The sequence below is a fragment of the Aliiglaciecola lipolytica genome, from assembly GCF_018860635.1.
Classification (GTDB): domain Bacteria; phylum Pseudomonadota; class Gammaproteobacteria; order Enterobacterales; family Alteromonadaceae; genus Aliiglaciecola; species Aliiglaciecola lipolytica_A.
In genome coordinates this window covers 145,979-159,618 of sequence record NZ_JAHKPT010000025.1, presented here as the reverse complement: position 1 = coordinate 159,618, position 13,640 = coordinate 145,979, and the positions used below count along the sequence as shown (strand labels likewise).

At 39.6% G+C, this 13,640-nt stretch carries 14 protein-coding genes; 4 read left to right on the top strand and 10 right to left on the bottom strand.

The window, feature by feature from the left end:
* Positions 1–58: 58 nt before the first annotated feature.
* Together yghU and KO530_RS13140 are read right to left on the bottom strand one after the other, a co-directional pair.
* Positions 59–919 (bottom strand): glutathione-dependent disulfide-bond oxidoreductase, encoded by an 861-nt coding sequence (yghU, locus tag KO530_RS13145; RefSeq protein WP_216048902.1) that lies wholly within the window; start codon positions 917–919, stop codon positions 59–61.
* Between the two features lie 87 nt (positions 920–1,006).
* A complete protein-coding gene (locus tag KO530_RS13140) occupies positions 1,007–1,906 on the bottom strand; it encodes a TIGR03899 family protein (protein ID WP_216048901.1) in 900 nt (299 codons plus the stop codon).
* Between the two features lie 213 nt (positions 1,907–2,119).
* Between KO530_RS13140 and KO530_RS13135 the strand changes: the two genes are divergently transcribed.
* Positions 2,120–4,345, top strand: coding sequence for a bifunctional diguanylate cyclase/phosphodiesterase (locus KO530_RS13135; RefSeq protein ID WP_216048900.1), 2,226 nt, complete (start codon positions 2,120–2,122; stop codon positions 4,343–4,345).
* A gap of 51 nt (positions 4,346–4,396) precedes the next feature.
* Here KO530_RS13135 and KO530_RS13130 read toward each other — a convergent pair whose 3' ends face one another.
* The gene (locus tag KO530_RS13130; RefSeq protein WP_216048899.1) at positions 4,397–4,978 is read right to left on the bottom strand and encodes a uracil-DNA glycosylase family protein; all 582 of its coding nucleotides are present in this window, start codon (positions 4,976–4,978) and stop codon (positions 4,397–4,399) included.
* A gap of 100 nt (positions 4,979–5,078) precedes the next feature.
* On the opposite strand from KO530_RS13130, the gene KO530_RS13125 reads away from it, so the two are divergent.
* Positions 5,079–5,390, top strand: a complete 312-nt coding sequence (locus tag KO530_RS13125; RefSeq protein WP_216048898.1) for a pyridine nucleotide transhydrogenase — start codon at positions 5,079–5,081, stop codon at positions 5,388–5,390.
* Between the two features lie 230 nt (positions 5,391–5,620).
* Here KO530_RS13125 and KO530_RS13120 read toward each other — a convergent pair whose 3' ends face one another.
* Positions 5,621–6,736 carry an acyl-CoA desaturase gene (locus KO530_RS13120; RefSeq protein WP_216048897.1) on the bottom strand — a complete coding sequence of 372 codons (1,116 nt, stop codon included), beginning with the start codon at positions 6,734–6,736 and terminating at the stop codon, positions 5,621–5,623.
* Between the two features lie 146 nt (positions 6,737–6,882).
* On the opposite strand from KO530_RS13120, the gene fabR reads away from it, so the two are divergent.
* Positions 6,883–7,500, top strand: a complete 618-nt coding sequence (fabR, locus tag KO530_RS13115; RefSeq protein ID WP_216048896.1) for an HTH-type transcriptional repressor FabR — start codon at positions 6,883–6,885, stop codon at positions 7,498–7,500.
* A gap of 6 nt (positions 7,501–7,506) precedes the next feature.
* Here fabR and trmA read toward each other — a convergent pair whose 3' ends face one another.
* A complete protein-coding gene (gene trmA, locus KO530_RS13110) occupies positions 7,507–8,607 on the bottom strand; it encodes a tRNA (uridine(54)-C5)-methyltransferase TrmA (protein WP_216048895.1) in 1,101 nt (366 codons plus the stop codon).
* Positions 8,608–8,823: 216 nt separating this feature from the next.
* On the opposite strand from trmA, the gene KO530_RS13105 reads away from it, so the two are divergent.
* Entirely contained in the window at positions 8,824–10,233 is a 1,410-nt protein-coding gene (locus tag KO530_RS13105) for a DUF5610 domain-containing protein (RefSeq protein WP_216048894.1), read from the top strand.
* 68 nt (positions 10,234–10,301) lie between these two features.
* On the opposite strand, the gene KO530_RS13100 is transcribed toward KO530_RS13105, so the two are convergent.
* The 5 genes from KO530_RS13100 to KO530_RS13080 all read right to left on the bottom strand — a co-directional run bounded on the left by KO530_RS13100 (position 10,302) and on the right by KO530_RS13080 (position 13,428).
* On the bottom strand, positions 10,302–12,452 hold the full coding sequence (locus KO530_RS13100; RefSeq protein ID WP_436792304.1) for an ATPase, T2SS/T4P/T4SS family: 2,151 nt from the start codon (positions 12,450–12,452) through the stop codon (positions 10,302–10,304).
* 134 nt (positions 12,453–12,586) lie between these two features.
* The gene (locus KO530_RS13095; RefSeq protein WP_216048892.1) at positions 12,587–12,799 is read right to left on the bottom strand and encodes a hypothetical protein; all 213 of its coding nucleotides are present in this window, start codon (positions 12,797–12,799) and stop codon (positions 12,587–12,589) included.
* A gap of 4 nt (positions 12,800–12,803) precedes the next feature.
* Positions 12,804–13,016 (bottom strand): hypothetical protein, encoded by a 213-nt coding sequence (locus tag KO530_RS13090; protein ID WP_216048891.1) that lies wholly within the window; start codon positions 13,014–13,016, stop codon positions 12,804–12,806.
* 73 nt (positions 13,017–13,089) lie between these two features.
* Complete coding sequence (locus KO530_RS13085; RefSeq protein WP_216048890.1) at positions 13,090–13,245, bottom strand: hypothetical protein; 156 nt, start codon at positions 13,243–13,245, stop codon at positions 13,090–13,092.
* A 15-nt stretch (positions 13,246–13,260) separates the two neighbouring features.
* The gene (locus KO530_RS13080; protein WP_216048889.1) at positions 13,261–13,428 is read right to left on the bottom strand and encodes a class IIb bacteriocin, lactobin A/cerein 7B family; all 168 of its coding nucleotides are present in this window, start codon (positions 13,426–13,428) and stop codon (positions 13,261–13,263) included.
* Positions 13,429–13,640 lie beyond the last annotated feature (212 nt).

The window sequence follows — 13,640 nt, the reverse complement described above, 5'->3', positions numbered from 1 at the left end:
CCGCCTACAATGTAGCATGGGCTTTAGCCCATGATTAATTTAAGAAACAGCCGGCACTTTATCCAATTTTGTCTTGGGTTTTGGTATCAAAATCACTGGCATCATGACGCTCATGCAACTGTGATTCTGGTTCTCCCCAAGTTTTATTTACCATGCGACCACGCTGTACTGCTGGACGCTCAGCAATCTGATCTGCCCAGCGGATAACATTTTTGTATGTATGGGCTTCAATAAATTCAGCTGCATCGTAAGCTAACCCTTTGACTAAAGCGCCATACCAAGGCCAAGTTGCAATATCCGCAATCGTATATTCATCACCACACATGTACTCGTTGTCAGCCAGTAGCTTGTCGAGCACATCAAGTTGACGTTTTATTTCCATGGTGTAGCGATCTATAGGGTATTCAAGTTTTTCAGGTGCATACGCGTAAAAATGACCAAAACCGCCGCCTAACAAAGGCGCACTAGCCATTTGCCAGAATAACCATGATAGACATTCTGTGCGTTGAGTGGGGTCTTGAGGTATGAATTCGTTAAACTTTTCAGCCAAATACAACAGTATTGAACCTGATTCAAACACGCGAGTAGGTGGTGATGTGCTGTGATCAACAAGGGCTGGAATTTTAGAGTTTGGATTAGCGGCCACAAAACCACTGCTAAACTGATCGCCTTCTAAAATATCGACCAAAAACGCGTCGTATTCCGCTCCTTTGTGCCCTTTTTCTAACAGTTCTTCTAGCAATACAGTCACTTTAACGCCGTTTGGTGTCGCTAAAGAATAAAGTTGCAAGGGATGTTTGCCCACTGCTAACTCTTTGTCGTGAGTTGCACCGGATATTGGCCTGTTAATATTTGCAAATTTCCCACCGCTTTCTTTATTCCAAGTCCATATTTTAGGTGGGGTATAAGAGTCACTCATTTTAGCTCCTGATAAAATTAGATAAGCGTATAGGATCGCATAGAATATTTAGATTGGGGTCAATTGAAAAACTTAAAGTAATGAACTTCAATTTAATTCAAACTCACCTGAAAGTAATACTAACAGGTCATCAATATAGTGTTTATTGGCAGTGCTATTTATCAAGCGCGCTAGTTCAGAGCCAATTGAGGTAAATTTATAATATTGTAGGCTTAATCCTCTTTTTTTCGGGGCTAAATGAAAGCTTTCGCTGGCACAGCGATATTGAAATCTACTCTGTATTTCAAGCTCACTAGTCTCTATTTCACTATTATAAATTAACCCTAGATCCATTAACGATAATAGGTCAGGGTAGGCTAAACCATATGCGGCTAAATTTATTTGTTCGTTTTTAATCAGTCTAAACACTGACAAAATATTAGGTTTTCGATGATAACCGTAGATGATTTTTAAACCGTGTTCACCTTTTCGTCTACTTGCCATTCCTACCGCTAACTTGAGGATTTTGGCATCTCTATGGGTTAAGTTTTTTAAAGTATGTAAGGTTTTAAGTGAAAAAGAGCCGGGAACGCTTATCTCTACTGTGAAAATTTTAGCCCATAATTCTTGCATTGCTGGTGAATTGATATTTTCTGCCATTTCGCTAAAACTGAAGAACCAATCGGGATCCAGTTCATCTTGAACTGCTTGCTCTTGGCTGAAATCTGTCGCTAAAGTAAGTATACGTTCTAAATTTTTTAATTTTCGTTGTGCTTTTACAAACTGATGGCGACTCACCTTTTTATGCAGGTCTTGTTCAATAGCGCTCTTTTGCCCTATTGCAATGCCCGCCCTACTAAACCATTGCAGCATTTTGGTTTTCACCTGTTTAGCGTGCTCGGTGCTGGCTTTTTGTGTCGATGACACCTGCCCTTGCGCAGTGCTTTTGGCAACGGAATCTTTCCCCTGTAAGAGGTTGGGAGGTGGGATATTGGAATCTATTTTCATATAAGTGAAATTGACCTAGATAATAGGAGAATGATTATACCCGAAATCCACAACAATTGACGAATTCGACTGACATTATGAAATTGTGACAAAAACAAGCGGTTTTGCTGAATTTTGCTACAATTATTATTCCTCTTTGCTGCATATTGAGATATGTTTAAGCTGTAAACAATAGTATTCACCAATTATGGTGTTCGTATAGTGGAAGGATGAATGTCTCCAACGGATTATGAAAATGATGAATTGATTTTCTTGGAAGAAGACGAATCACAGGAACAAGAGACTAATTTCGGTCGCTGGAATGTGTTAGTAGTTGACGATGACGAAGAAATTCATTCAGTAACCAGATTAGCTTTGTCTGATTTACAGCTCAATGACAAAAAGCTACATTTTCATCATGCTTACTCAGGAGAGCAAGCACTCACTATCATTGAAAAGTTAGGCAGTAAACTAGCCATTATTCTTCTCGATGTCGTAATGGAAACCGATGATGCTGGGTTAGTGGTCGCGCGCAAAATGCGCGAAGAACTTAAATTAATGGAACCCAGAATAATCCTGCGAACAGGTCAGCCTGGTTATGCACCAGAAGAAAGTGTCATTAAAGAATACGATATTAATGATTACAAAACAAAAACCGAACTTACTCGCAGTAAACTGGTTACTACAATAATCGCCTCTCTTCGTTCGTATCAGCAAATACTCACCATAAATCAAAGTCGCCAAGGCTTGGAAAAAATTATTCACTCCTCAGCTAACCTATTAGAAGAGCACTCAGTGAAGGGGTACTGCGAAGGCATAGTAACCCAAATTAGCTCATTAATTGGTCTAGATGCTGGCGGTGTTGTCTGCGCGCGGGCTGGTGCTATTTTAGATAAAGAAGATAACAGCGTGTATGTGTTAGGGGCCGCTGGTGAATTTGCCAAGTACATCAATGAAAGTTTAGATAACCTGCACGATAAAAAAATCGTTGATTCAGTAAGTCGCTGTTTAAGCAAAAAACAACACTTATATGAAGACAATTACTCGGTCTTGTATTTAAACAGTTCCGGTTACGATGCCGCGGTTTTTCTCAATGCAAAAAAGCAGATCAATTCACTAGACCGAAAACTGCTAGAGGTGTTTTTACACAGTATTTCCATCGGCTATGAAAATGTAAATCTGTTCCACCAATTGCGCACAGCAGCATTTAAAGACTGGTTGACCAAACTGCCCAATCGTAATGAATTCATCAATATGCTTGATGAAACTGCAGTAATGACAAGTACCGGTTACAACGTAGTCGCGTTGCTTGATATTAAGCATTTTTCCGATGTAAATGATGGATTAGGACAAGATGCAGGGAATAACCTGCTAAAAGCTGTATCTAAGCGAGTTCAGGACAGTTTAGGGGCAAATGTCAGAATGGGCCGTATCGGTGCTGATGTTTTTGGTTTGATTGGTTCTGAAGAAGTGGTGAATCCTGAACGAGTTAACGCATTGTTTGCGTTCCCGTTCAAGGCTGGAGATCACACCTTACCTATTAATATAACCATGGGCTTTTGTAAGTTAGTAGATGATGAATGCTCTGGTATTAATTTATTAAAACAAACTAATATTGCCCTAAATCGAGCGAAAAAAGATCTCAACACCAATTTTGGTTATTACGAACCGGAAATGGAAGAAAAGACGACTTGGCGATTAGGTTTGATTCGCCAGCTACGAACTGATTTTTCTGCACGCAAGTTAGAAGTTTGGTATCAACCGCAAGTAGATTTAGTCACTGAACGTGTTGTTGGTATGGAAGCGTTGTTGCGCTGGCCAACTGAAAATGAGGGCTTTATTTCCCCTGCGGTATTTGTTCCGTTGGCAGAGTATTCGGGTCTGATTATTGAAATTGGTGCTTGGGTTTTAGAGGAGTCATGCTGTCATCTCAAAGAGCTTATAAACAAAGGTTACACCGATTTGCGCATGGCTGTGAACATTTCCATGCCGCAATTCAGAGACCCAGACTTCATTCAAACGGTTAAAACGTCAGTAAACGACAATTCAATAGTGCCGGCGCAATTGGAATTGGAAATTACTGAAAGTGTTGTGATGGACGAACCGCAAATTGTTGTAGAGTCACTCAAGGAACTTAAAGAGTTTGGAGTGAAAATCGCCATTGATGATTTTGGTACTGGATTTTCATCAATGAGTTACTTGCAGCAACTGCCATTAGATCGCTTGAAGGTAGACAGGTCATTTATTAACGAGATAAAGCCCAATAAATCTGCATTCATTGCCGAAACTATTGTAACTTTGGGTAATCGTCTTGGTTTACAGACAATTGCTGAGGGTGTAGAAAAACGAGAGCAAGCTAGCTATATGTTAAAGTTAGGCTGTGATGAAGCGCAAGGTTATTTATATGCAAAGCCGATGGCATTTGATGAACTTGTCAAATTTTTAGATAGCTATCAATAATATATCAAACTCTTTTTGCTAAGTTATCCAAAAGGAAATTGCTCATTCGCTCTAGGTATTATCCTGAATGATTGTTTTAACTTCAGGTAAAACAGATTCTTCAAACCAAGAGTTCTTTTTTAACCAAATATTATTCCGTGGTGAAGGGTGGGGTAACACTATGTATTCTGGCAAATAGTCTTGCCAGTTCCTTACTCTGTTAGTGACACCTAACTTGTCGTTTAAGTAGTAATTTTGTGCATATTGACCAATCAAAAGGGTTATTTTGGGTGTAAATGAAGATAGCAATCTTTGATGCCAAATCTCTGCACACTTTTTTATGGGGGGAAGATCTCCAGAAGATGACTTTCCAGGATAACAAAACCCCATGGGTAAAATAGCGACGATATTTTCGTCGTAGAAAGTTGCTTTATTCATACCTAACCATGTCCTTAATCTATCTCCCGAAGCATCGTTCCATGCTAAGCTAGAATTATGGGCGGCGAGACCAGGTGCTTGACCAATTATACAAATTTGGCTATTCGCACTTCCTTGAATGATTGGGTTAGGTTGCAACGGCAGAATATTCACACATTCTCGGCAGTTTCTTGCTAAATAAAAGTCATTTTTTTTCAATAAATTACACTCTGTCATAATACTGTCATAAAACTATGGTCCGTATTTCTTGGTACCATCCATAGTCTGTGTTATATTCTTTTCATCGGAAAACCGATAAATTAATAGGAGTAACACAATGCGTAAATTATTTTCTCTTCTTGCCGTCTTATCTTTAGGAACGGTTGCGCATGCTCAAGCCGATCAGTTAAAAACCTTTGATTGTGTAGACAAGCAATCGTTTGAAGTGAATAGTCAATGCATGGCAAATAAGATTAGCCAAAATATGACTTATCGAAACGTGCAAATGGACATTGCTGAAAAAGCAAATATTCAAAGTGATGCAATTATGGCCACTATAAAATATTATCCAAAAGACGCGTTAATCGAAGTTGTCGCTCACAGAGATGCGTTAGCGGACCAATCGCTAACAGCAGCAGTGCAACGCTAAGTTATTAAGCTTTTAAAAAAACCTGACAATCGTCAGGTTTTTTTTGTTTCGTATTTTAGCTTTCGACATTCGCGGGGCTAAAGCACCCGCCTACATATAGCAATCAAACCCAACATCAAATCTAAATGTAGCATGGGCATTAGCCCATGAAATCTACCTAAACCGCAGGTCGTGCCATAAACATCACTAGCAAAAAACTTTGTTCAGTTTAGGGTTTATTAAAGCCAACGCTAAGCCATTTGATAAAGTTCGTAGAACTTTTGCTTCTGCTGCAACATACTTAATTTCAGTTCTTTGTATTTGTTTGCCAATTCAAAATTGTCGTAACTCTTTTTGATCCGCGCTTGATTAAATTCCAACAACTTTTTCTTAGTCGCATAATAATCACTCATTTTGGCAACTAGCACATCGTACTCATGTTGTAGTTTAACCATAATTTCTTCAGCGTCTGGTAAATTAGAGATTTTCTTCTGCGTACGTTTCATCATCATTTCAAAACGGGCTTTTTCAATTCTTTCTTCAGGGCAACGACGAAGGTTTTTCGCCAGTTTTAGCGCACAAAGTCCACGAATCAACCACTTAGTTGGATCAAATTGCCACCAATGGATGCCGTTTCGGTAATCGTACTCAAAAATATGATGATAATTGTGATAGCCCTCACCAAAGGTGAAAAAGGCTAAGATACCATTGTCTCGAGCAGTGTTTTTATCTGTGTAAGGCTGTTTACCCCAAATGTGCGCAAGGGAGTTGATAAAGAAAGTCACGTGGTGAACAACAACTAATCTAAAAACGCCAGCTAGCAGCAGCATGCCTAATACGTCGCCATTTAAAAATCCTAATGCGATTGGAATTCCAAAGTTAGTCGCTAACACTATGGGTAAATAGTATTTATGTTGCCACATGACAATAGCGTCTTTTTGCAAATCTCTACAGTTTTTATAATCATCAAAGCGGTGTGACTCATAATCTCTGAGCATCCAGCCTATGTGAGAAAATAGAAATCCACGTTTAGCGGAATAGGGGTCTTTGCCATTTTGGTCCACAAATTTGTGGTGAACTCTATGATCCGAACTCCAGTGTAAAATACTATTTTGCAGTGCCATAGCACCGCCAACCGCTAATATGAATCGAACAACAGAATTGGTTTCATAAGCTTTATGGGACCATAATCTATGGTAGCCGGCCGTTATTGACATGCCTGAAAAGTAGATCAAGAAAACACATGTAATCACTTCAAACATGTCGAAACCATTGAAATAGGCTTCTAATGGTACGCCAATAACAGCGATTACACCGGTAATAAGAAAGACCAAAATGTTGGTCAGTAGCAGAGGAGGTTTATTCATTTAATATACTTTTGAGCTTACAACTGTACGCTAATTTATCCTGAGCTAGGTATTTTATCAAGTAAATAAATTGAAAAGACTGTTAACCTGAGGTGTAATTCAAGCTGATAACTTTATCATTAGTGTAAAACACCTGAGGGCAGTAAGTGATTCAAACTCGACAGCAACAAAAGTTAAAAACCCGTCGTGCAATCATAGATGCAGCTTTTGGTCTGTTAGATGAACAACATAGTTTTTCAAGTATGAGTCTCAGGGAAGTGGCAAGGGCCGCTGGTATCGCGCCTACGTCCTTTTATCGTCACTTCAAAGATATCGATGAGTTAGGGTTAACGCTAGTGGATGAAGCTGGGTTAACTTTGCGTCAATTAATGCGTCAAGCTAGAGTAAGAATAGCGTCAGGAGGCGGAGTTATTAGTACTTCAATAGATACGTTTATGGAATTTATCTCGGCTAACAGCAATATTTTTAGATTGTTATTAAGAGAACACACTGGGACCTCAAACGCCTTCAGAGCTGCTGTGTTCAGAGAGATTCAGCACTTTACCGAAGAACTGACCGACTATACTGTGGCAACAACTGGTTTAAATAGAAAACTAGCGAATTTACAAGCTGAAGCAATGGTTAAACTGGTGTTTAGCACTGGTGCTGAGGCGCTGGATTTAGATCCTATTCAAAGAGAACAATTGGCGATTCGATTAAAAATTCAGTTAAGGTTCATTACAAATGGCTCGTTAGAGTTCGCTAAAAGCAATGAACCTATTTAAATCTTGTTAGTTTTTTCGCACTAAATATACACCGGCTTCAACGTGGTGGGTATAGGGGAACTGGTCAAATAGAGCAAAACGATGGACTTCATGAGTTTTGCTTAATAGGTCCAAATTATTTTGCAAGGTTTCTGGGTTACATGAAATATACACGATATTGTTATATTTACTGATCATTGAAACTGTTTCATCATCTAAACCTGCTCTTGGCGGATCGACTAACACTGTGCGGCAATCGTATTGGGCTAAATCCACCCCTTCTAGTCGATTGAATTTTCTTATCCCTGCTTGGGCTTGTACAAACTCTTCGCTAGACATACGAAGAATTGTCACATTGTCAGCCTGATTGGCGCTGATATTATATTGTGCTGCAGCAACTGAGGTTTTTGAAATTTCGGTGGCTAAAACCCGTTTGAAGTTTTGCGCCAAGGGAATGCTAAAGTTGCCTAAGCCGCAGTATAATTCGAGTAAATCACCTCCGCTATTTGCGGTAACATCAAGTGCCCATTCAAGCATTTTTTGATTAACCAACGCATTTGGTTGAGTAAAGCTATTTTCAACCTGCTTAAATTCATAGGTTCTTTGTCCTATAGGTAAACGCTCGATGACAAAATCTTTATCCACTATGACTTTTTGTTTACGGGCTCGACCCACTATATCTATTGGATAGTGCTGTCTTAGCTGTTTTAAAATTTTACTTATCTGTGCATGCCAGCTTTCATCTAATGGCTTGTGGTAAAGCAGGGAAACGACAATTTCACCACTTAAAGTACTTAAATAGTCGATTTGAAATAGTTTGCGTCGCGCTATTTCATTGTCTTTTAATAGCACCACCAAATCGGCCATTACTTGATTGATCAGTTTACTCGCGGGAGGAAATTGATCGACGCGGTATTTCTCTTTGCTTTGTTGGTCGAACATGATGTGAAACAGCTCATCACCTTCATGCCAAACACGAAACTCCGCACGCATTCGGTAATTCAGAGTTTGCGAAGCGAACACTTCTAATTTGGGCATTTTAAATTGGCTAAACTGAGCGCTTAAAGCTGTCACTTTTTCATCGAGTTGAGCTTGGTAAAATTGGGGATCTATTTCTGTTGGACGCATCAAAAACTCGATTAGGTTGGCATTGAAAGAAGATTCGCGAATTTTAAAGATTTCCTGCGCGCTTGCAAATGCAATTTGGTTTTTGTTTTATCGTACATAGGGTAAAGCACTAATTTGACTGATTATTTCCCATATTAGCGGAGTTATTTAATTTAATTTCTCAATAAAGTGAATTTATAGCCGATACTATTACATGAGGATAGTGAGGTATTGCACATGAATTTCGGTGAAATTAAAGCGTTTATGGGAGATAAAACTCAGGTTAATCCCAATGACGCTGTGAAAAATCAATTGCGCGAAGCGGGTTTAAGACAAGCTGAAGCGGGTATAAGTGCGCCTGCAGAATCTACGGTTAGCAAACTCAGCTCGCAAACCACAGTCGGGTTAAGAATTTACAATAACTCGCTCAATCAAACATTACAAATTGATGAGAAGCGTGCCAATCTTAAAAACCCAGAAGAAACTAACAAGAGTCTGTTTGACTTCGAGGAAGTGGCCAAGAATGTGCTCCAATTTGTTGGTGGAGTGATATCTGGCGCTGCTCGTAATGGGGCAGATGAAGAAACATTAGTTAGTTTATTCGAACAAGCACGTTCCGGTGTTTCTAAAGGTATTAAGCTGGCTGAAAAAGATTTATCTGGTTTTATGAACGAAGAAATTTCCGACGGAATAGGCCGAAGTGCCGATTTGATTGAACAGGGAATTCAGCGTTTACAAGATAAACTCTTCGGTAGTCAGAGTGATCCAGAAGATAGGGAATTGCAATCAGATACTTCGTTAATAACAGAGAGTCTTTCTGCCTCCAGCCAACAAAATGGCGAATTACAGATCCGCACTCGAGACGGTGATGAAGTGGTTATTCGTTTCGAAGATTTAAAACAATTCGAATTAAATCGACAGGTTTTATTGCAACAAGAAAAACAGATTAAGCAAGAACCAAACATTGAGCACAATGATGTATTGCCACGGGCTGGTATTGACAGTGCTGGAAATGAAACAGTAGAAACTGCCAACAACGAAGCTGAAGAAGTATCAGCTCAATCTAATACTCAATCTGAAACGTCTCAAGCCGCCACTAAACAAACAGAAGTGCAGCAGTCGGTGTTTATTGCACAGAATAATTACAGCTTTTCTGTATCTGGAGAGTTAGACGAAAGTGAGTTGCAGTCCATTGGCCAGTTAGTTTCTGATGCTAATGATTTGGCTACGACGTTTTTTGATGGTGATATCGAACGGGCCTTCGAACAGGCCTTAGAAATTGGTTTTGATGAACAGGAGCTAACCGGCTTCGCTTTACAGTTAACTCGACAAGAGCAAGTGGAAGTAGTTAAAACTTACGAGTCAGTCTCACATTACAGCGATGAGCAAGGTAGTCAAGAACAGTCATCAAAGCCGGTGGAGAGAGTAAGTGATTACTTACAAAAAATGTTGAATGTGTTTGAGCAATCACAGCAAAAGTTAGCCGATGGTGATCAGTACGAAACTTTGATTAATAGCATTATTAATGAAGTGCAGGATTTAGGTACAAATGATTTGGTGTCGGCAATCAATGATTTTCATGCATTCAATAAACAGTTATTGAATAATTTGCCCACTGCAAATCAATCATCTGAATCTGAACAATAGTTTAGAGACTAGTGCCACAGTTTATTAACAGGCTGTGGCACTAGTGCATAAACTGAAGTGCCTTTGGATTAATCAGCCCCACTGATGATCTGAATTTGCGCGATATCAGTGTCACCCTTTAAGACTTTCAAAATACCGTCTTGGGTAAGAGTACGCATACCGTCTCGCATTGCCTGGGCTTTCATTTCTGTTACCGATGCTTCTTTGTAGACAAGCGAGCGAAGATCTGGAGTCATGGTGAGAAGTTCATGTACACCGGTTCTTCCTTTATAACCAGTGTCACCGCAATCATCACAACCTTTTCCTCGGTGCAACCTCAATGGCTCTTGAAGATCCAGTTCTTGAAGATATTCTTCACCGTATTGACGGCGGATAAATGCCATGTCTGTTTCGGAAGCTTCATATTCTTCTTTGCAGTTAGAGCATAATGTACGAATCAAACGTTGCGCCATAATACCAACACAGGCATCAGAAAAGTTAACCGGATCTAATCCTAAATCTAATAATCGGGTTATTGTTTCTGGCGCTGAATTTGTGTGCAGAGTCGAAAGCACCAAGTGACCGGTTAAGGATGCTTCAATACCGGCATGAGCGGTTTCTTTATCCCGCATTTCACCAATCAGGATGATATCCGGATCGGCCCGCAAGAAAGCCCGCAATGCATTAGCAAAGGTAAAACCTATTTTGGGACTGACCTGAACTTGTTGTAAACCAGGTTGGGTTATTTCCACCGGATCTTCGGCAGTCCAAATTTTCTTATCTGGTGTGTTTAAATATCCCAATATTGCATGCAAAGTGGTAGTTTTACCTGAACCAGTTGGACCTACAACTAGCAATATTCCATGGGGCTTTTTGATCATTACCCGCAACATGCTCATATTTTTTGGTGAGATGTTCATTTTTTCAATAGGCAAGGCGCCACCTGAGGCCAATATCCGCATGACCACGCCTTCGCCGGCTACTGTGGGTATTGTCGCGACCCGAACTTCAACCAATTGGCCAGACATTTTAAATGCCAACTTGCCATCTTGAGGGACACGCTTTTCTGCGATGTTCAAGTTTGACATGATTTTTATACGGGCAATGACCGCACTATGGTGGGACGCTGGAACTTGTGTAATATCTCGACAAACACCGTCGATACGCATTCGTACCCGAGTTGGACCGTTCTTTTCTGGATCCACATGAATATCTGACGCATTTAGTCGTTTTGCGTCGTGCAGAACACGACTAACCAAACGTACCACTGCAGGAGCATCATCCGACATCTCCTCACTGGTATCATCTAATTCTTCACTACTGGTACCAATTTCGTCCAGTATTTCATCCATCTCGCCTGGCGTACCACCACCACCGCCTGCCCCTAAATATTGTAAAACTTGATTGGGCAAGCCTACGGAGATTTCATAACTGTCTATCCCTAATGCGCTTTCAATTTCCATCAAAAGTGCAGCATTGTTAGGTTCTGCCATTAAAACTATCGGGTTTTCAGAGGCGTCTGCTAACACCACAACGTAGTTTCGTTTTAAATAAGACAGGTTTAATTTATTGCCACTTTGTAATACGTGATATTTCTCAGGAAGATAACTAATATAAGGAACTTGATAGTGAACTGATAATGCATTACCCAATTCATCTTCAGGGATACGGGCTTCTGATACCATGCGTTGGATTAACTGGCGGATATCTTTACTGGATTCAGTAAATTGTTTGAGATCTTTTTCAGACATCAATTTGCGATGAACAAGATAATCAAACGGATTAGTGGTGCCACCTAACTCATAACGAAATTTATTGCCTAATATTTCTGACAACGAATTCGCTAAGCGCAGGTCGGCATCACCAAAGGAACCTACTTTTTTATTAATAATCTGCATTACGCCCATCAACACGCCGGCGTTCAAAATCGGCACACAAATGATATTTTCAGTTTTAAAGGAACTGTTTTTATCAAATTTGTCGGCAAACTTTAGGCGAGGATGTATTTCCGCGAGCTCTTGCGCATTATAAGGATCACTAATCAATAATGGTTTTTGACTCAGTGCAACATACCCAGCTATGGACTGGGGACTGATAGGAACTTTAATTTGAAGTGTCTCTTTACCCGTTTTAAAACGGGCAACCAAGTCTTGATGTTGACGCCTGCGTTGAAAAATACTCATACGCTGCGCTTCAAACAAATTCAGAATAATCGGTTCCAATTGCTGATAAGCATCCATCAATGAAGGATGTGCTTCTAACAATCTGTCTATTTTTTGAAGAGTCTCTTCAATCACAAGTTCTGTTGCCATCTACTACGGTCAGTGTCATTACTTATTCCCTAACTATAACTGAGTGTAATCATTAACAAAACCTAAGATTTAGATTGCTTCTTATCGGACTCGCTTGGTTTCACATTTTGGTTGAATAAAAAGCCCATAATGCTTAACAGCATTGCGCCATGCATAATAGGATTTGCGAGTATATCAGTTCCTTGTCCATACCAGTCACCGATTGCCTGTATGAAGGCGAATCCAATCGCTATATAAAATATCCAATTTATAAAGGTGATTAATTTAGGTGGCATATTATTAGCCTTCATTGCTATCTGTTTTTGAGGATTTTTCTGTTGTGTACTCATTGAACAAAAAACCGCAGATGATATAGAGCAAAGCGGTTTGTAAATTGGGATTAGTTGACATATCAATATCATTCACAATCCAACTATAAGTCGCACTCCAGAGATTAGTAGCTATCATAAAAAATAAAATAGCATTGGCGAATATTATAAATTTACGGTCCATAACACTTCCTTAAAAATTTTTGTTTTATAAAAAATAAAAGGGGAGGCATATCCCCTTCTATCATTGAGCTAAATCAGTGGAATAAGTTATATATGGAGATCCCAAGTTGGTAACCAGCTTTTCCTCCGAACACATACCCAACACCGTAGCCGATAGCGTAACCTGTGACTTCGTTGTCGGGCATTCCTCCTGAAACTTCTACTAATTCAATTTTATTTAATTCGATCATAAAAGCTCCTTTTAATTAATGAGTAGCATCATACCAACCGAAACCAAGCCCTCTGCCAAATGCCATGAGCCCCGGTAGGCTGTTAATATAGCCTACCGCTGACATGCCGGCGCCAAAAGCCACAACTAAAGGGGCTACACCACCATTCACTTCTTCTAATTGCATTACATTCAATTCTCGCATTTGCGAATTCCTTTTGATTAATTAAAATTCGTCGTATGGCTAAACATCGCCTACGAACTCTTTATTGCGCTAATGTGGTTGTTAATACTTTCCTACATCAATGCAATAACAAAAGGTTAGTGAAATGGTAACTAAAATACACCTGTCCCTTGGTACAGTTTTTTATCGCTATTATTTCTCTTAATTGTTGTACTTATAAAAAAACCTTCTAA